Origin of the sequence: Gracilibacillus timonensis (assembly GCF_900086715.1) — a bacterium.
Taxonomy (GTDB): domain Bacteria; phylum Bacillota; class Bacilli; order Bacillales; family Amphibacillaceae; genus Gracilibacillus; species Gracilibacillus timonensis.
This window is the reverse complement of record NZ_FLKH01000012.1, coordinates 1737025-1756335: the sequence shown is the minus strand read 5'-3', so window position 1 is coordinate 1756335 and position 19311 is coordinate 1737025. Positions and strand designations below refer to the sequence as shown.

Sequence of the window (19311 nt, the reverse complement as noted above, 5' to 3'; positions counted from 1 at the left end):
ACTAAAATGATTAATTTTAGTTCCTTGAATACTTATCCATTTATCACACTAAAAAAATCTTTATAGTCGTTAAGATAATAATCGGATCCATGTTCTCTATTTTGAAAGAGACAGGTTTTTAATCCGATTTTTTTAGCAGGAATAATATCTAACATTCGATCACCAACGGCTAAATCAATAGAGTGTTTTTTATGTAGATATTCATAAGAAGCTGGGTTGGGTTTACGCGGAAAATCATCATCACCTGTCACTAGTTCTGTAAAGTATTTTTCCCAACCATAATAATTTAATATTTTCAGAACCTCCTTACGACCACTGTGTGTCATAATTACATTTTTATCGGCATATTTTAATATCTTTTCCACATCTTTAAACGGCTTGAAATCTTCCATTGGTAATTGATTGCTGAGAGAAATAAAAGCTTCTATTTGAGAAGCAGATAATTGAAAATGATTGATAGTATGTGAAAATGAAATTTTTAGATGAGCATATAGGTTATCTTCGGAGATGTCTGGATGTACAATTTGTTTTAATATTTTTGTAAAGACAGGATACGTATCAAAAAGCGTACCATCAAAATCCCATAATATGTTCAATAGAAATTCCTCCCTAAACAAATCATTTATTATTCTGCATTCGCTAAAAAATTCTCGATTTGCTTTACATGATGTGCATCATGTTGAACAAAAATTTTGATAAAGCTTTCAGAAGAAAAAGCTCTCTTACCATTTCCAATCGTAAATCTATCCTTCTTGTCTACTTTTTTAATTTCTTCTAGTATCTCTTTTCTTCTTTCTAGAAACAAATCAATTATTTGTTGAACAGCTTTACCTTCAAGCGATTGAATAGCTTCTTCATTATGGGGATCATGCGCTGGAAAGTTTGGCAGATTTGCTCCGTTACTCATTTGAGATACCATATTATGTAGGTTATAATCATCCCAATAATACATATGACCAATGATTTCTCTGATCGACCAAGCATTTTCCTTTATAGGAGTAATTAATGTTTGTTCATCTCCTTCTTTGAGTTTAGAAACTTCACTTATCATTTTCTCATAATCAGTAAATATTTTGCTCATAACAAGGTCCCTCTCGTCACTTTAATGGAGGTTGTATCAAAATGAAGTCTGTCCCAGCTCAAATCGGACACAACTTCCTGAATGCCTTGGACAGCTTGGATATAAACCTTTTCCAAATCTGCAGCGTGGAGGGCATCCAGCGCTCTTCCAAGTGCATCATCATTAAAATCGTTGGCCTTTCTCCCCGAACCGAATAACAATTCAACATCCTGCCGTTCATAGAACCCCTCTACCTTGTAAAGGGCTTTCCGATCCGTCAGTTGATTGATGATAATTGCAGCGATGCGGGTACCAACGGACGCCTTATAATCTTCCTTTTTTACAGGGGACAGGCCATCTACTCGGTCGATCAGCCCCAGCTCATTGATTAAGTGACGAATAACAGGAGCTGATCCCACTCGGAATAATTGCATGTCAGAGATTTTTTGAAATGGGTTGTTCAATGTCATCACCTCATTAAACTTGTACTTCCCCTTTTCGATATTTTATGGGAAAAATCCTGCAAAAAAAGATATTTAGCTTTCAAATAGGCGCGGAATATGGGCTTTAATGATTATTCCGCATTATTTTGGGGTTGGGCTTAAAGAATATAGTTTAAAAGAGAAAGAAAATAAATTCCCTATGCTTGAGAGATGTCCGGGTTGTCTTTGTGTTGCTCAGAGAAACCTGCATCGGAATGGATATTATTGGCGTTATGGAATAAAGGGCTCTCACCAAAATGTATGGGGGAACAATTGGCTATATTTTGATAATAGCAACCATAGATTTTGGTGTTGAACCATTTTATAAATCTTCGGGTCTTTCAATATCTTCTGTATCATTGATGTTCTGATAATCAAGCTGTTGTGTTAGATTTACCTCCATGTCAGCATTTCCTGCTCGCATGGTATATTCTAACGCAATATTCTCTATATAATAATTATCATTATTGATGTGAAAGACAACCGAAGCGTCCATCACTGCCATCTCTGGTTCAGTTCCGAGATTAAAGCCCCATTCCTCTAACAAATCTGTCGCATCAATTTGATTGCTTGTTTGATATGAAAATTCATATGACTCATCTAATGCTTCAAACGATGTTTCTTCCAAAGGTTCAATGTATTCCAGTACTTGAGCAATTTGTGTATAGTCTACAAAATATAATTCATGCATTTCTTCTACTTGCAATGAGCTTTCTTCCCATTCACTATCCGGTTGCTTTTCATATACTATATCACTGTTATAATATAACTCCATTGAATCTGTCTCATCTTCGCTGTTATAATCACTAGTGATGTACCCGAGTGTGTTCTGTAAGTCAATGTTGAACACATATTCATCATTTTCTGCCTCATTAGGATTGGCAGTTGTAATATCGAGTGTGTAGTTATTGACTTCCTCACTTGCTGCAATCGTTTCTTCCACAACATCCTCTTCAGACATGGAACACGCTGTCATAAAAAATACAATGCTCAACAGAAAAAACATTTTTTTCATCATTCCAACTCCTCGTATATTATATTTAAGCCCATCTTTTGGACTTATTCATTTACTCATTTGACCTACAATAATTTCAAAAAAACACTTGGACGTCTTGTGATGTTCCTAGATAATGGTCTTAAGGATCATTTGGGACAATTCTGTTCACTCCTGTGGCCAACCACATTCAAAGACTGTTTCCCAGTGTACGTGCGGACCTTCCTACTCGCAGGCTGTGCACTCTGTCATTCGAACTTGGATGAATAGTAGCTCCAAGGCGGCTTTCGATACAGAGATAGTACTGATACACGAGGTTGCTGATCGGCGTTCACACTAGGGATATCCCGAGGCGTCCAAGATAGGTTCCAATGATTCTAATTTAGAAAGGAGCAGATTTCTAATAAAGTGATGGTTAATTGAACGCATCGAGCCGTTACTGGCGATAGGAACTCCTACTTATCAATATCATTTTCATTGATTTCTTGAAGGGGAAGTCTTACAGCTAGTTACACTGCGGTAAAGACTATTTCCGCTCTTTCCATTGCTTCATTGGATTTTCCTGTCCCTCATCCAAAGGCATCTGTATCATGGAAAGTGCACGTGCTGATTTTGGCTTTTGTATATCGTCATATATCGTTTTTGCTTTCCCTAATCCAGCTTCGACTGCTTCCTCCATAGAGGCGCAGTAAAATACGCTTTCAATCCCGGCGAAATACATTGCTGTTAAACACATCGGGCAAGGCTCGCCGCTTGCGTACATCGTGTAAGTCGATAAATCATTCGTTTGTAATGCTTGCTGTGCTCGTCGCATAGCCAACATTTCTGCATGTCCGCTAATATCATAGGTTTCATGAAGCTCGTTGACCCCTTCAGCTACCGTATGATCATCTTTGACAAGTACTGCACCAAACGGCTGGCCACCGCCTTTTACATTTTCTACAGCTAGATGTACTGCTCGTTCCATAAATTTGTCCATGTTCCTTCGCCTCCTTAACTACTATCGAAAAATAGTAAGTGTATGCCTATTGCTCTATGAAATCTCCCGATCATAAGCTCCCCTGCAGAATAGAGAAACCTGCCGCCTTTCATCAGTCCTGGCGAGAATATATTGAATCAGGCAACACAGTTGCAGCCGTGTTGCTTAGCCAGATGACTATGAAGGACATCACCTGTTAATGTACTTATCTCTAATTGTTCTTTATCTATAGCTATTCCTCCCGTTCGATCGGTTTATTCGACGGAAGTGATTGGTTTAATATATTTGTTATACAAATAATACATCAAGGAATATAATAGAGTCAAAGACATCGTTTAGGAGGAGTATAATGATAAAAACCGCTTTATTTGATTTTGATGGAACCTTAGCCAATACGTTACCTTTATGTTTTGAGGCATTTCAAAACGTTTTTGAAAAATTTGATAACAGAAGTCTTTCAGATGAGGAAATCATCGAGATGTTTGGCCCTTCTGAAACAGGCATTATTAGAGAGAACTTGAGACATAAGAACAAGCAAGAGGCTATTGAACTTTATTATCAAACATATCGAGAGAAACACGGTTATTATGTAAAAGAAAATGACGAGATATTGGATATGATCGTGTATCTAAAAGAAAAGAATGTGCAAGTGGGGATTGTAACTGGTAAAGCAAGAAGAAGCTTAGATCTATCATTAGAATCACTAGGAATGGCTGAACTCTTTGACGTAACCATCACAGGAGATGATGTCATTCATCCTAAACCTCATCCTGAAGGAGTGGTAAAAGCCATGTCTCTATTGGGAGCCAAGAGGGCTGAAACCATCTTTATTGGTGACAGTGAGGCAGATATAGAAGCTGGAGATAGGGCTAATGTTTATACCGCTGGTGTAACATGGTTACCTGACTATGATCCCAATCGTTTTCCAGATAAGACGAATGATATGTTTGATACCGTTTATGAACTGAAACGTATGATAGAAGGATGAAATATAGCTATGTAATGAAGATTTTGATATTTGATGTAGACGGAACGATTTTAGTTGCGGAAAAAGGGATACTACATTCTTTATAAAAAGGGTTAACAGATGAATACGCAAAAAGAAGCTCTGCACAGACCAAAAAATGTTTTAGCCTTACTAGCTAATTAATCTGTATCCATTAAATCTAATGAAAAAGTCAAATCAATGTTGAGATTTAATCATGATTTAACCATTGACACTGAAAGCGTATACATGGTAAGGTGTAAACAACTAATGATTAAACGTTTCATCAGGATGTGATGTGAGAAAATGACAAGTCTAAAGAAGATAGCAGAACAAGCAAATGTCTCTGTCGCAACAGTATCTAATGTGTTAAATAAGCGGGGGAGGGTAGGTGAAGAAACAAGAAAAAAAATCCTGCGGCTGGCAGAGGAGCTGAACTATGCACCTAATCGGGTAGCCAAAAGCTTAAAGATGAATAAATCACAAACCATCGGGGTAATCGTAGAGGACTTATCTGTCTTCAATGCACCAGAAATTATCGATGGTATTAATGCCTATGCCGAGGAACAAGGGTATTCGATTTTGCTTATGAACCTGCGAATGAAGAAGAAAACTGGCCAACAGTATCCAGATGCGGAGGTTTGCAAGAAAGAAGCATTGCCTATGTTTAAAGTGTTGTTAGCAAGCCAGGTAGAAGGAATTATTTATGTAGGTATCCATTTACGTGATGTCCAAGGAATTTTGCCGGAAAGCAATATTCCTATCGTTTATACGTATTGTGATACCTCTCATGCAGAGGATATGTCGGTGAACTATCATGATTGGCAGGCTGCCTACGACGCAGTAACACATTTAATAACAAATGCGTATCAGGATATCGGTGTAATTACAGGGCTTAAGAATTCTGAATCAACGACGCAGCGGTTAAAAGGATTTAAGCAGGCGTTACAGGATAATCAGCTAGTGGAACAGGAGCAATGGATAAAGAATGGAGATTGGTCCTTTGTTTCGGGTTATGAGCAGGGTAAGTCTTTATTGGAAAAAAATGAGAAACCTCAGGCTGTTTTTGCAATGAATGATGCAATGGCAGCAGGTGTGTTGAAGGTTGCTGCAGAGATGGGATTACAAGTACCACAGGATGTGGCGATTATTGGGTTTGATAATATCGAAGCCGCTGAATATCTAACACCAAGGTTAACTACAGTTAGTTTACCACTAAATGAAATGGGGCGGCAGTCCATTGGTATGTTATTAAAACAGATCAACGGTGCCCCGATTCAGCAAAAGAAAGTTCGCTTGCAATGCCAATTAATTTGCCGGGAAAGCAGTTAAACTTTTTACATCCTTTGATTAAACGTTTAATCAAAATTAGAGGGGGTGGTATCGAACGTTATGTCGCAGAAACAGATAAACAAGTGATTCAGTATGTTCTTCTCACCTAGAAACAGCAGAATGTAAAAATCTGTAACAAAGAGGAGATGTAAATCATGAAAAGGAATAATGTCACTTATTTTTTGTTATCTCTATTGGCAATGATCATGATTATTCTAACGGCTTGTAGTCAAGAAGATGCGCTCGATGGGCAAGACGAAGGGGATACGTCAGATAGTGGAGCAAATGGCGATGCACAGGTGATTCATATGGCAAAATTAGAATCGGATCCTAACGGCATGATGGAGGCAGCCAGGCAACGCTTTAATGAAGAACATGAAGATATGCAGGTGGAATTTGTGGAAATGTCTAATGACGCCTCACAAATGCATGATCAGACCGTTACCCAATTATCAGCAGAATCAGATAACCTTGATATTGTGAATATGGATGTGGTATGGACGGCAGAATTTGCGGAAGCAGGCTGGATTGAGCCACTGGATGATCAATTTACCGAAGAGATGCAGTCAGAGTTTATTGAACGTCAAGTGGATGCGATGACGTATGATGGTCATGTCTGGGCGGTGCCGTGGTTTAATGACTTACACCCTTTGTGGTATAGAACGGACCTGTTAGAAGAGTATGGATTCGAGGTACCGGATACGTATGAAGAAGCAGTCGACATAGCGAAGACGATACAAGAAGAAGAAGGTATTCAAGGCTTTAGTATGCACTGGGGACGTGCGGAACAATTGATTGTTAGCTTTACGGAATTTTTGCATGCGAATAATGGTAACTTTTTCGATGAGGATGGAAGCGTTGTCATTGATAGTCCAGAGGCAGTAGAGGCCCTTCAATTTATGATGGATATGATCGAGGAAGGCATTGTATCCCCTGCTGCAATCGGAAATACAACGCCAGAGGATGCAAGGATTCCATTTACTCAAGGGCAGGCGATGTTTCACCCGAACTGGGGTTATGTATATACCGAGAATCAATCCGATGATTCCCCTGTAAAGGATAAGACGTGGGTTGCTAGTAACCTTGCTTTTGAAGGGGGGCAAAAAGCAAATGCTGTAGGGGGCTGGAATTTTGCTATTTCTACTAATGCAAAGGATAAAGAGGCGGCTTGGGAAGTGATTGAGTGGTTTACGTCTTTTGAAAATCAGAAAGAAGTGCTGCTTGGCGGTGGTCAGGTCGGTACACGGCTTGCCTTATATGAAGATCCCGAGGTATTAGAATCAAATCCGCAATTAGAAGAATATTTAGATGTGTTTGAAGACGCTTCTGTACGTCCTTCACACCCACAGTACTCAAGAATTTCAGATATTTCCCAATCTTATATTCACCAAGCACTATCTGGTGATTTAACGGCAGAAGAAGCGATCAGTCAGTTAGCGGATGAATTGGAACAGGTGGAACAATAAAAATAACAGGTGCCGCATGTAGCGGTACCTGTTATAGGGAGTGATGGAATATGAGATACAGAGCCCTGCCATATATGTTGTTGTTGCCAGTTTTCACTATGATTATTTTGATCGTATTTATTCCTTTAGTGACAACCATCATCTATAGTTTCCAATCTTACCGGCTGACAGATCCAGACGCCCAGTCGACTTTTGTAGGGCTGGATAATTATTTGACGATTTTGCAGGATGGCCGATTTATTTCTTCATTGGTAACGGGCTTTATTTACATTGCTGGAAGTGTAATTGGCATGCTAATTTTAGGTCTGCTCACTGCGCAACTTGCAAATCAGGCCTTTAAAGGGCGTTCGCTATTTCGCGCCTCTATCTTATTACCTTGGGCAGTTGCCCCAGTAGTTGCAGCCCAAGCATGGAAATTTATGTTTGAAACGGACTTTGGCATTGTGAACTATATATTGGAGAAAATGGGGCTGATTGAGCGAAGTATCCCTTGGCTGGTGTCTACAGACCACGCAATGTTTAGTGTGATTCTAACGAATATTTGGAAAACAACCCCGCTATTGACGCTTATTATTGTATCAGGTTTGCAAACCATCTCCAGGGAATTATATGAAAGTGCAGATATTGATGGCGCAGGGGCTTTGAAGAAGTATTATTATATTACGTTTCCTCTGATCCGGCCATTTGTTGCTATGGGTTTAATTTTTACTACCCTGCAGACGATCAATGTAATTGATATTGTGTATGTCATGACGGGTGGTGGACCTGGTGAGGCAACGGAGATATTCACCTTATACAATTATAAAGTATTCTTCCAATACCTTGACTTTGGATTAGGTGGAGCAATGGCTGTTCTAGGTGTTGTTTTAGTAGGTATTCTCATCTTTTTGTACGCAAGAAGCATGAATAAGCAGTATAGCTAGGGGGTACTTCTGATGAAGAAAAAATGGAAAGTATGGTTTTGGCTAGCTTTAATGGTTGTCGTTTTTATTAATATTGTGCCCTATATTTGGACGATCATTACGTCGTTAAAGCAGCAAAATGAGATTTTTAATGTCAAGATATGGCCAGAAAGCTTTTTCTTGGAGAATTATCGACAAGTGCTCTTTGAAAGCGGTTTTCTAAGAAATGTTTGGAATAGTTTTGTCGTTTCCAGTGTGACAGCGATTATTTGTATTATAATTGGTGTACCAGCGGCTTACTCCTTTGCACGATTACAATTTCGTTTAAAAAATACGTTGTTTATGCTGATTTTGTTTATGACTATTTTTCCAGGAATTTTTATTATCAGTCCGTTATTTAGTTTTTTAAGGAGTATAGGTGCAATTGATACGTATTTCGCTTTAATACTACCTTACATTGCCTACTTCACGCCTTTGGTTGTCTGGATTTTAACAGGCTTTTTCCGTACCATTCCGAATGCGATCGAAGAAGTGGCAATTATCGATGGATGTAGTATTCCGAAATTAATTTGGAAAATTGTCTTGCCCTTATCGATACCAGGAATTATTACGGTTGGGATCATTTCCTTTACCTTGTCATGGAATGAGTTCTTGTTTGCCTTGATTTTTACATCTTCCGGCAGTGCTCGTACCGTACCAGTCGCCATCTCACAATTTCAAGGGGTGCATTCTTTGAACTGGGGACAAATGACAGCGGCTGCAATTGTGGCAACGATTCCTATTGTATTGATATCTATTTTATTACAAAAACATATCATCAGCGGACTAACGGCAGGTGCAATTAAAGAGTAATCAAACCAAAGAGAAAAGGAGAGGTATATAAACATGAACAACACAACGCTAAATCAAATCCACCCGATCAAACTCGACAATGTCACCATTCAGGACGCGTTTTGGACCAAATGGCAGCGCTTGATAAAGGAATCGATTATTCCTTATCAATGGCGAGCATTAAACGATCAAATACCAGGAGCAGAGCCCAGCCGAACGATCACCAATTTTGAGATAGCTGCTGGCAGGGTCGAGGGTAAGCATTATGGCATGGTATTTCAGGACAGTGATCTATATAAATGGATGGAAACCGTTGCCTTTTCGCTTCAATTGGAACGCGACCCAGAGTGGGAGTCGGTAATGGATCAGGTAGTTGAATTAATTGGAGAAGCACAGGAAGAGGATGGCTATCTCAATACGTATTTCACCGTCAATCACCCCGATAAGAAATGGACCAATCTCAAGGATGATCATGAGTTGTACTGTATCGGCCACCTGATCGAAGCGGCGGTAGCCTATTATCAAGCAACGGGAAAAGATCAGATCATATCTATCGTAAATCGAGCGGTGGACCATATTGCGGAAGTGATCGGCAATGAAGAGGGACAAATCGCTGGTTATCCCGGCCACCCGGAGATTGAGCTTGCCTTAATGAAATTATACCGCGTTACTAATGATGATAAGCATCTACAGCTTTGCCGTTTTTTTATTGAAGAAAGAGGAAAAAGAAATCCGCAGCATTTTTTCGATGAGGAATGTAAGGCGAGAGGAGTAGAGACTGGGAAGGATTATACCTATTATCAGGCGCACAAACCTATCCATGAGCAGACCACTGCCGAGGGACATGCGGTTCGAGCTGTTTATTTGTACAGCGGCATGGCCGATTTGGCAACTGAATTACAAGATCAAGACTTATTAGACATCTCCCGCACTCTATGGGAGAACACGGTGAACAAGCGGATGTATATTACCGGGGGGATTGGTTCTTCATCTTTCGAGGAGCGGTTTACTGTCGATTATGATTTGCCCAATGATCGGGCTTATACGGAAACTTGTGCGTCGGTTGCTATGATTATGTGGGCGCAGCGCATGGTACAAATCGAAGCAGATGCCGACTATACGGATATATTAGAACGTGTCCTATATAATGGTGCATTAAGTGGTATTGCCTTAGATGGACAGTCCTATTTTTATGTAAACCCACTGGAGGTATGGCCGCATACGGCGAACTACAGACAGGATATGGATACCATTATGCCTGTCCGGCAGCCATGGTTCGGCTGTGCCTGCTGTCCGCCTAATATTGCCAGATTGCTGGCCTCGCTTGGACAGTATGTGTATTCAGCTAATGAAGAAGAGTTGTATGTGCATTTGTATATAAGCGGTGAAACGGAATGTGTGATGAATGGCAGTACTACAAAGGTTATGCAGCAATCTAACTATCCTTGGGATGGAAATATTGATGTAGAGATAGCAACCGAGCAGCCTAACTCATTTACACTTGCCTTACGTCTGCCTGGTTGGTGTAGGAACTATGATCTCAGGGTGAATGGAGAGTCAATAGCCGCGCCAATGGAAAAAGGTTATCTAATAATCAACAGGGTTTGGAATCAAGGTGATCAAATTACTTTAGCATTAGATATGCCAGTAGAAGTTGTTCGCTCCCATCCAAACGTCCGAGCAAATGCAGGGAAGATTGCCCTACAGCGTGGCCCGATCGTCTATTGCTTGGAAGAAAAGGATAACGGTGCGAACTTGCAGGATCTCCAAGTGGATAGTAATCAAATTTTCAAGATAAAGAAAGAAGATGAACTGTTAGGCGGTGTAGTGGTCGTGGAAGGAATCGGGAAGCAAACCGATCAGCGAGAGATACCATCTACTTTGTATTCAACAGTCAAGGCTCCGCTTGTGGAAAAGGAGATAAGGGCGATTCCTTATTATGCTTGGAGTAACCGTGGAGAAAATGAAATGACGGTTTGGATAAGGGAAGTTTAAATCTTGGATATTTAATCTGGAAAAAGGGTCCTATAAAGTGATTCATCTATTCCCTTTATAGGATTCCGGTTATTGATAAAAAACAGATCATTTAGAGGTATGCATTGCATTTTTACGAAAAACAGGTTATACTAATTATTGCGCTTCTAATCGAGCGCAACAAAATATGTTTTCAAACTTGCCGTGCTAGGTGGGGAGGTAGCGGTGCCCTGTACTCGCAATCCGCTAGAGCGAGACTGAGTTGCCTTGCTAAGGTGTCGTTATTTTACGGTCTGCCTTAAGGGAGTAGTGTTGACGCTCGGGTCCTGCGCAACAGGAACTCGTGAACCATGTCAGGTCCGGAAGGAAGCAGCATTAAGCGAATCCTCCTGTGTGCCGCGGGGAAACCTGGGTCTAGCTATGAACTTGAGTAACGCGTAAGGTGACGCCATCGAGGCTTGGCGCACGGCTTTATACATAACATCAAACGCTTGTAGCGATCTACAAGCGTTTTTTTATATATTTCACTAAAAAAGGCTCTGTTAAAGCTTGTTGTTGATATTTGATTTATCAGAAGTTACAATTAATGACTTTATCATTTCAGGGAATTTAATTCCAAATATAGAAACTTATGATACACTTAGATTATATAAGTTTATTGAATTTATTCAGCTAACTGAGCTGAATAGTTCACTATAGATAAGGTTTTGAAATTCAAAAAAAAAAGTGAAATTATAAGGAGTAAATTAGATGAATAGAGTTGAATTTATTCGTAATGAGGAAAAGAAATACCATGATTTTTGTTACGAAAACTACAAATTATTCGAAGAAGGTTCATGGCTATATAAACCCGTTAAAACAGTAATAGATTTACTATCGATGTTGGAAGGGAAAACTAATATTAAAGTGCTTGATTTGGGTTCAGGAGTGGGTAGAAATAGTATCCCGATTGCGCAAGATATAAAAACGAAAAATGGAAAAGTATTTTGTATAGATTTATTGGATTCTGCATTAGGAAAATTAGAACAGTATAGTAAAGAGTACGGGGTAGAAGAAATAATTGAAACAAAAAAAGCAGATATAGGGAAATACGTAATCCCAAAAAATGAATTTGATTTTATTGTTGCCGTATCAACATTAGAGCATGTCGAATCAGAAGCTGTATTTGAAAATGTTATTCGACAAATGGCATTAGGAACAAAAAGTGAAGGAATTAATTGTATCATTGTTAATTCAGAAGTAGAAGAAATTGATATTGCTACAAACGAGAAGTTAGACACGATGATGGAGGTAAATATAAAAACGGAAGATATGATTAATACATTAAGTCATATTTATGAGGGTTGGGAAGTAGTAAAGCAGTTAGTAAAGCCACTCGAATATAAAATTATTCGTAATGAAAGAAATATATTATTAAAAACAAATGCTATCACTTTCGTTGTAAAAAAGAAGTGATATTTCACTAATGGGATGTTAGTTGAAGAAGGCAATAAAATAAAGGGAACTTCCTCTTTTAAGGGAGTTCCACTTTTTTACTGTAAATATCAACATTGAACTTTAATAGAGCCAATAATTAATTAACCAGTTAATCGCATATTTTCCTTGAATAGGATATGGAGCTGCGCAGTATAATGAGTTAATTCATGAAAATGGCTGATGGACGCACGCCATAATCTTCATATTTTCTGTTCACATGTCATCCATCCCCCACCTGTTTATAACGAGGTGGAAAGGGCGAATGCCGATCAATAAAGCTTCCCATGACGATACAACAAGGTAGTTAAGCGTTCTAAAGCTATTTGATAACAAGTATATCTCATGGTACGTGTGTCGGAAAGGAAGTAGGTATCATACGTATGTTGAAAAGTAGTTGTCATTTGATCAGACATATCTTTTACGATTTCTTCCTCGGAAAAGGTATGCGCTACCCGGCTTTGTTTCCATTCCAGATAAGAAACGATCACGCCGCCAGCGTTTGCCAGAATATCTGGTATGACAATATTTCCTTTACTTTCGAGGTATTGAGTTGCCTCTGTTGAAATAGGTGCATTGGCTCCTTCTACTAACAATTTGGCTTTTACTTGGTCCATATTATCTTTGTGAACCTGTCCTTCTACGGCAGCAAATGCGAGGGTGTCGCAATCAATGGTAATTATGTCATCCGGCTCCATGAGCTCGGCTTCAATACCTGCTTCTTTCAGTTCTTCGGTATTTTTCGGCAGATCCTTGCTGGTCTTGGTGAATTCCGTCAGAGCAGGTATATTCAAACCATCTGGCTGATAAAGGGTTGTCGCATGATCGGATACAGCAACAATCGTATAATGACCATGTCTGTAAGCCTCTTGAGCTACCACACTACCGACATTACCGAATCCTTGTATAGCAACGCGAAGTTTTTCGCCTTGCTTAGCTTTCTGTCGCAGTTCCTCAAGTACTTGCCATTGTTTCGAGCGTTTGATATATTGCTTATTGGTGTGACGTTCAGACCACTGATCTATTAACCAGGAAAAGCTTAAGAAAACCCCTCTGCCCGTAGCTTCTCTCCGTCCTCTAGCTCCACCGTTTAAGACGCTTTTTCCGGTGAATGATCCGGAATAGGGCATACCAGGGCTGATCGTCTTGTATTCTCCTACCATCCAATCAATAATCTGTTCATTAGTCCCGAGGTCAGGTGCTGGTATATCTTGGTTAGGGCCGATATCACGTAAGAAGTTCTGTACATATTTTTTGCTGATGAGGTTGAGCTCTTTTTCAGATACAGAACGTGGATTGATATGAACGCCGCCCTTTGCTCCACCAAAAGGTAATTGATGTAAGGCGTTTTTCAGTGTCATGAGAATGGCCAGGTTTTCGACCTCTTCTTCTGTTACCACTTCACTGAATCGAATACCACCCTTATAATACCCACTGATATTATTATGCTGTACACGATAGGCTGGAATGCGGACGATGCCATTGTCTTCAGTAGAGACTCTGATATAACATTTAATGATTTTATCGGTGGTTTTAATAATTTCTTTGGCAGACATACAAATATGGTGCCGGTCTTCTTGATTGGAGATTCCTAAAAAATTTTCCTGATGACTCAAATTGGTCATCACAGATTCAATTAATGCTCGTGTTTCTTTTCTTTCCAACGATAATTCCTCCTCTTAACCTTTTAAAAGTAAGCGCTACCACGAAAGTACAATAACTAAGGCCTCCATGTCAATCAAAAGGGCGTGGGTCATACGATCTATTAAAAAAGGGCATTAGAAATATATGCATGAGAAAAAAATCAATGCGTTTATTCCTCGCTTAATTATATTTATCACCGTATTGGCCCCTTACTAATAGCAGTCTCACTTTATGCTCGTTTTTCCAGTGTGAATTTGCTACAATATAATAATGAGGAAATTATTTAGTGAAGGGGAGCAATTATGGGCTATCAAGCATTATATCGCGTCTGGCGTCCAAAGAATTTCGAAGATGTAGTAGGACAAGTACACATTACCCGCACCTTGCAAAATGCGATTATGCAAAATAAGTTTACCCATGCTTACCTTTTTTCAGGACCACGAGGTACTGGTAAGACAAGTGCTGCCAAAATTTTTGCCAAGGCGGTCAACTGTCAAAATGGTCCCGATCTGGAGCCGTGTAATCAATGTGACGCCTGTAAAGGAATACAAGATGGCTCGATTGCAGATGTTGTGGAAATTGATGCCGCCTCTAATAATGGAGTGGAACAAATTCGTGATATTCGTGACAAAGTGAAATATGCACCGAGCGTGGTAAGCTATAAGGTATATATCATAGATGAGGTGCATATGCTGTCTATTGGCGCCTTCAATGCCTTGCTTAAAACGTTGGAGGAGCCGCCAAAGCATGTTATTTTCATTTTAGCAACGACGGAACCACACAAGATCCCATTGACAATTATATCTAGGTGTCAGCGCTTTGACTTTAAGCGAATTTCACAAGCTGCCATGGTCGATCGCATGAAAAAAATCGTGGAAGCGGAAGAAATCGCGGTATCGGATGAGGCTTTAGAAGCGGTAGCACTCTCTGCGGAAGGCGGTATGCGAGATGCGCTTAGTTTATTAGATCAAGCGGTATCCTATAGTGAAGATCAAGTGGAAATAGATGATGTCTTGGCCGTGACTGGCTCAGTTTCACAGACCAAGCTGGCCAATGTAGTAAAGGCGATGCAGGAAAATGAGGTTAACCAGTCGATTATGGAGATTGACCAACTGATACAAGAAGGAAAAGATCCCGGTCGTTTTGTCTTTGATCTGATTTATTATTTGCGTGATATCCTGTTATATCAGACGGCTCCATCTTTGAAAGATGTCTTGGAGCGGGCGATTGTGGATGATACCTTTGAACAATTAGCAGCACAGCTGGAAGCGGATTGGATTCAACAGGCGATTAAGGAATTAAACCAGTGCCAGCAAGAGATAAGGTGGACGAACAGTCCGAAGGTATTTATTGAAGTGAGCATTTTGAAGATTTGTCATCAAGGCCAAATCAGGCAAGTGCCAGCACAGATTCCACAAGTTGATCAATTGAATGAGCGGATCAGCCAACTGGAGCAACAGCTGCAACAATTACAAAAGCAGCCTTCCCAGCCGCAAACGGAACAAAGGCCACAGCAGCCACAGCAAAAACGAAGCAACACGTCGTCACGCAATAGCTATAAGGTGCCATACGACCGTATTCGTCATGTGCTGAATGAGGCATCTAAACCGGCTATTCAGAAGGTGCGCAGCCAGTGGTCCGTGTTTATGGAGGCTTTAAAAAGACAAAGCGCTCCAGCCCATGCGACCATTCAGAATAGTAAGCCGAGTGCAGCTTCCGATGAGGTTGTTATTATCGCTTTTCGATATGAAATACACTGTTCGCTTGCATTAGAGCATAAACAAACGATAGAATTAATGTTAGCAGAAACAATGGGTCAGCAGTTTACGTTTATTCCGATTCCTGAATCAGAATGGACTAGCTTGCGGGAAGAATATGTACGGAAGCAAAAACAGTCAGAAGACCCGACTCAGCAAGAAGAATCGTCCGCAGAAGAGGCAGGCGACCCAGTAGTTGATGCCGCAAGAAAACTGGTTGGCGATGATTTACTGGAAATACACGATTAAAAATAATAGATATTCTTAGGAGGTATGGCCATGCGTGGTGGAGGAAATATGAACAAGATGATGAAACAAATGCAGAAAATGCAGAAAGACATGATGAAAGCACAGGAAGAATTACAGGAAATGACGTTCGAAGCAACTGCTGGCGGCGGCATGGTAAAGGTAGTGGCAAATGGAAAGAAAGAAATTGTTGATATTGAGATTAACGAAGAAGTAGTAGATCCAGATGATGTGGAAATGCTGCAGGATCTTATCATTGCCGCAACGAATGAAGTACTGAATGAAGTAGAAGAAACAACCAATGACAAGATGGGTAAATTCACACAAGGATTAAATTTACCTGGAGGTATGTTCTAGGAGGGTTCTTATGTATTATCCTGAACCAATATCAAAGCTGATCGACAGCTTTACCAAATTGCCAGGAATCGGTCCCAAAACCGCCGTGCGCCTGGCTTTTTTTGTCCTAAGTATGAAGGAAGACGATGTGTTGGATTTTGCCAAGGCATTAGCGAATGCGAAGCGTGAACTGACACATTGTAGTGTGTGTGGTCATATTACTGATACGGACCCTTGTCCGATTTGTCAAGATGAGACACGTGATTCATCGGTCATCTGTGTCGTGCAAGACCCGAAAGATGTAATCGCTATGGAGAAGATGAAAGAGTTTAACGGTAAATATCACGTCTTGCATGGCGCGATTTCCCCAATGGATGGTATCGGCCCAGAAGATATTAATGTTCCTTCCTTGATCAATCGATTAAAGGATGAAGAGGTTAAAGAACTGATCCTTGCTACCAATCCTAACATCGAAGGAGAGGCGACAGCGATGTACATTTCACGACTAGTTAAGCCTTCCGGTATCAAAACGACAAGGATTGCCCACGGCCTCCCGATGGGTGGAGATTTGGAATATGCAGACGAGGTCACTTTATCCAAGGCATTAGAAGGAAGAAGAGAAGTATAAATAGTAGGTGAGACATATGTTTCGTTCAAAGAAAGTGAAAAAATCAGAAATGGATCAGGAATTGCTGGACCAAATTTTCCGTGCACGAGAGGAATGGTCTTATCTGGAGGATATCATGAGTCGCAGTATTGAGCCAACAGAACAAGGACAGTTTGATTTAGCGGTTACCAAAGCGAAATATTTTTATTTACTAAGAGAAGCAAAGGTTCAGAACTTATCAGCCATAAAGTGAATGTTGAACCAATTGAGCTGTTACTGGCTATTAGATTACAGCTAGTTACATTACGATAAAATAACCCCTCTCGCCATGTGAGGGGTATATTTGGCTGGCTTGTCTCATATAGATAGAGTATGATTTCTATAGAAAAGAGGAGACAAGCTTATGAATTGGTGGATTATCATTGGGATTGTCGTCTTGATTGGCTTGTTGCTGGTAAAAGGTTTGCCAGTCAACCTAATCCGTGGGAGCGGGCGACTTGTCATGAAGATTACTATTGGGGTCGTATTTTTGTTTGTTTGCAATTTGATTGGTGCGTCGTTTGGTCTATATGTACCAATTAACCTTTTTACAGCAGGCATTGCTGGGGTGTTAGGTATTCCAGGGGTAGCATGTTTGACGGTGTTGCATTTTTGGGTGATATAAGTAGTAGTAGTGCTAATAGGAATGTTTATCGGCCAAGAGCTATTCTTGGCCTTTTTGTTGTCGTTTTTTCATAACAACTCTTTATTTTTCTCGTACGATTGTTTTAAGGAAATAAAGTCAAATACAAAGGAGACAATGCCAACGCTTATTGTCAATCCTATAAAGTCAATCCAGCTTACACCGCCGGATAGCAAGGTATACATCAGATAAAGCAATCCAAAGGTAACAACAAAGGAAACGGTTCTGGATAAAAGTGCCCTTATTTCTTTTTTATAGTGTTTTTCTGTCACAACATCAGTATATTCGATTCCTGATAGTATATATCTTCCTACCATATTAAGAGAGAAAAATCGCGATACCAGAGAATAAACCAAGCACCTGTATCTAAGTCTATAAAATAATGGGTGATTAACATGATGCCTAGATAAAGCAGCAGTATGGTCGCACCTTCAGCGAAAAAAATACAGTATTTTCTTTATACTCATCTTCGGGCATAAAAAAAGATATCCATGATTTCATTATTCTTCAACCTCCTAAAATAATTCATCTAATGTTTTATCAAGCTCATTTGCTATTGCTATACAAAGCTGTAGCGTAGGGTTATATTCCCCTTTCTCGATCAAACCAATCGTCTGCCTCGTTACACCTACTCGTTTTGCTAATTGTTGCTGGGTTATAGACGTTTTTACACGGGTTATTTTCACATTATTTCTCATTTGCTTAACCTACTTTATGGAGTGCAATATATAAATTGCTTTTGTTAATTATATCTGACATTATTAAGTAGCGAAAATCAACGGGAGTCACTTTAAAAATAACGTTATTCTTGTGTCTGGTCTATGTAACATACACTTCTAATGTCTTGTAGTTAAGTTGATGTAAAGTATAATGAAGTTAGAGAGATAAATAGAATTCCCCCTTTCATGTTCGACAAACAAAAATAGGAGTGAATGCATATGACCATTAAGGAAAAAATGAAAAACGGAGAGTTGTATTATTGTAATGATGAAGATCTAATGAAAGAACAGGTGCAATGCTTAGACGTATTATATGACTTTAACCATACTAGACCTTCTGAAGTGGAGAAGAGAGCAGAACTCTTAGATAAATTGTTTGCCAAGGTAGGCACTAATGTTTATATTGAACCACCACTTCATGCCAATTGGGGGCGACATACACATGTTGGAAACGATGTCTATGCCAATTTCAACCTGACGTTGGTAGATGACACGGATATTCATATAGGAAATAACGTATTAATCGGCCCTAATGTGACGATTGACGCCGGGACGCATCCGATTCATCCAGAATTGCGGAGAAAAGCAGCACAATACAACCTTCCAGTGGTAGTGGAGAATAATGTATGGATTGGCGCAGGTGCTATTATCTTACCAGGTGTTCGTATTGGGGAAAATACTGTGATTGGTGCCGGAAGTGTGGTTACAAAAGATCTTCCAGCAAACGTGGTGGCAGTCGGCAGCCCATGCAAGATCATGAGGGAAATTAATGAGAATGACATGAAATATTATAATAAAGACAAGGAAATTGATGAAGGGATCCACTTTAGTTAACAATGAAT

Annotated in this window: 19 protein-coding genes, 1 other RNA gene and 1 pseudogene; 14 read left to right on the top strand and 7 right to left on the bottom strand. The window is 39.8% G+C overall.

The annotated features are described in order from the left end of the window. Positions 1 to 32: 32 nt before the first annotated feature. The 5 genes and pseudogenes from BN6556_RS19510 to BN6556_RS19490 form a co-directional block, all read right to left on the bottom strand. On the bottom strand, positions 33 to 596 hold the full coding sequence (locus BN6556_RS19510) for an HAD-IA family hydrolase (protein ID WP_066195165.1): 564 nt from the start codon (positions 594 to 596) through the stop codon (positions 33 to 35). A 29-nt stretch (positions 597 to 625) separates the two neighbouring features. Beyond that, positions 626 to 1081 carry a DinB family protein gene (locus BN6556_RS19505; RefSeq protein WP_066195162.1) on the bottom strand — a complete coding sequence of 152 codons (456 nt, stop codon included), beginning with the start codon at positions 1079 to 1081 and terminating at the stop codon, positions 626 to 628. Between the two features lie 14 nt (positions 1082 to 1095). Beyond that, positions 1096 to 1524: pseudogene (locus BN6556_RS22570) on the bottom strand (DUF4277 domain-containing protein); the annotation flags it as partial. Between the two features lie 340 nt (positions 1525 to 1864). Beyond that, the gene (locus BN6556_RS19495) at positions 1865 to 2560 is read right to left on the bottom strand and encodes a DUF6612 family protein (RefSeq protein WP_130858859.1); all 696 of its coding nucleotides are present in this window, start codon (positions 2558 to 2560) and stop codon (positions 1865 to 1867) included. Positions 2561 to 3062: 502 nt separating this feature from the next. Next, positions 3063 to 3515: a nucleoside deaminase gene (locus BN6556_RS19490; RefSeq protein ID WP_066195154.1), complete on the bottom strand. Its 453-nt coding sequence runs from the start codon at positions 3513 to 3515 to the stop codon at positions 3063 to 3065. A gap of 349 nt (positions 3516 to 3864) precedes the next feature. Here BN6556_RS19490 and BN6556_RS19485 point away from each other — a divergent pair, with 349 nt between their 5' ends. The 8 genes from BN6556_RS19485 to BN6556_RS19450 all read left to right on the top strand — a co-directional run bounded on the left by BN6556_RS19485 (position 3865) and on the right by BN6556_RS19450 (position 12460). Next, on the top strand, positions 3865 to 4503 hold the full coding sequence (locus tag BN6556_RS19485; RefSeq protein ID WP_066195148.1) for an HAD family hydrolase: 639 nt from the start codon (positions 3865 to 3867) through the stop codon (positions 4501 to 4503). A gap of 303 nt (positions 4504 to 4806) precedes the next feature. Then, a complete protein-coding gene (locus BN6556_RS19480) occupies positions 4807 to 5832 on the top strand; it encodes a LacI family DNA-binding transcriptional regulator (RefSeq protein WP_066195144.1) in 1026 nt (341 codons plus the stop codon). A gap of 155 nt (positions 5833 to 5987) precedes the next feature. After that, positions 5988 to 7298 (top strand): ABC transporter substrate-binding protein, encoded by a 1311-nt coding sequence (locus BN6556_RS19475; RefSeq protein WP_066195141.1) that lies wholly within the window; start codon positions 5988 to 5990, stop codon positions 7296 to 7298. Positions 7299 to 7348: 50 nt separating this feature from the next. After that, the gene (locus tag BN6556_RS19470) at positions 7349 to 8221 is read left to right on the top strand and encodes a carbohydrate ABC transporter permease (protein WP_066195139.1); all 873 of its coding nucleotides are present in this window, start codon (positions 7349 to 7351) and stop codon (positions 8219 to 8221) included. Positions 8222 to 8233: 12 nt separating this feature from the next. Beyond that, complete coding sequence (locus tag BN6556_RS19465) at positions 8234 to 9052, top strand: carbohydrate ABC transporter permease (RefSeq protein ID WP_066195136.1); 819 nt, start codon at positions 8234 to 8236, stop codon at positions 9050 to 9052. 33 nt (positions 9053 to 9085) lie between these two features. Next, positions 9086 to 11026: a glycoside hydrolase family 127 protein gene (locus BN6556_RS19460; protein ID WP_066195133.1), complete on the top strand. Its 1941-nt coding sequence runs from the start codon at positions 9086 to 9088 to the stop codon at positions 11024 to 11026. Between the two features lie 181 nt (positions 11027 to 11207). Further along, positions 11208 to 11474, top strand: an RNA gene (gene ffs, locus BN6556_RS19455) — signal recognition particle sRNA large type. A 281-nt stretch (positions 11475 to 11755) separates the two neighbouring features. Next, on the top strand, positions 11756 to 12460 hold the full coding sequence (locus BN6556_RS19450) for a class I SAM-dependent methyltransferase (protein WP_066195130.1): 705 nt from the start codon (positions 11756 to 11758) through the stop codon (positions 12458 to 12460). A 290-nt stretch (positions 12461 to 12750) separates the two neighbouring features. Here the strand turns inward: BN6556_RS19450 and BN6556_RS19445 are convergent, their stop codons facing one another. Beyond that, positions 12751 to 14142, bottom strand: coding sequence for a Glu/Leu/Phe/Val family dehydrogenase (locus BN6556_RS19445; RefSeq protein ID WP_066195127.1), 1392 nt, complete (start codon positions 14140 to 14142; stop codon positions 12751 to 12753). Positions 14143 to 14424: 282 nt separating this feature from the next. Between BN6556_RS19445 and dnaX the strand changes: the two genes are divergently transcribed. The 5 genes from dnaX (at position 14425) to BN6556_RS19420 (ending at position 17732) form a co-directional block, all read left to right on the top strand. Then, positions 14425 to 16128, top strand: a complete 1704-nt coding sequence (gene dnaX, locus BN6556_RS19440; RefSeq protein ID WP_066195124.1) for a DNA polymerase III subunit gamma/tau — start codon at positions 14425 to 14427, stop codon at positions 16126 to 16128. A 30-nt stretch (positions 16129 to 16158) separates the two neighbouring features. Then, a complete protein-coding gene (locus BN6556_RS19435) occupies positions 16159 to 16482 on the top strand; it encodes a YbaB/EbfC family nucleoid-associated protein (RefSeq protein ID WP_066195122.1) in 324 nt (107 codons plus the stop codon). A 10-nt stretch (positions 16483 to 16492) separates the two neighbouring features. Further along, entirely contained in the window at positions 16493 to 17089 is a 597-nt protein-coding gene (gene recR, locus BN6556_RS19430) for a recombination mediator RecR (protein ID WP_066195120.1), read from the top strand. Positions 17090 to 17105: 16 nt separating this feature from the next. After that, positions 17106 to 17321, top strand: coding sequence for a YaaL family protein (locus BN6556_RS19425; RefSeq protein WP_066195117.1), 216 nt, complete (start codon positions 17106 to 17108; stop codon positions 17319 to 17321). Positions 17322 to 17471: 150 nt separating this feature from the next. Further along, positions 17472 to 17732 (top strand): pro-sigmaK processing inhibitor BofA family protein, encoded by a 261-nt coding sequence (locus tag BN6556_RS19420; protein ID WP_066195115.1) that lies wholly within the window; start codon positions 17472 to 17474, stop codon positions 17730 to 17732. Positions 17733 to 18265: 533 nt separating this feature from the next. On the opposite strand, the gene BN6556_RS19410 is transcribed toward BN6556_RS19420, so the two are convergent. After that, a complete protein-coding gene (locus BN6556_RS19410; RefSeq protein ID WP_066195104.1) occupies positions 18266 to 18448 on the bottom strand; it encodes a helix-turn-helix transcriptional regulator in 183 nt (60 codons plus the stop codon). Between the two features lie 240 nt (positions 18449 to 18688). Between BN6556_RS19410 and BN6556_RS19405 the strand changes: the two genes are divergently transcribed. Then, entirely contained in the window at positions 18689 to 19303 is a 615-nt protein-coding gene (locus tag BN6556_RS19405) for a sugar O-acetyltransferase (protein ID WP_187374484.1), read from the top strand. Positions 19304 to 19311 lie beyond the last annotated feature (8 nt).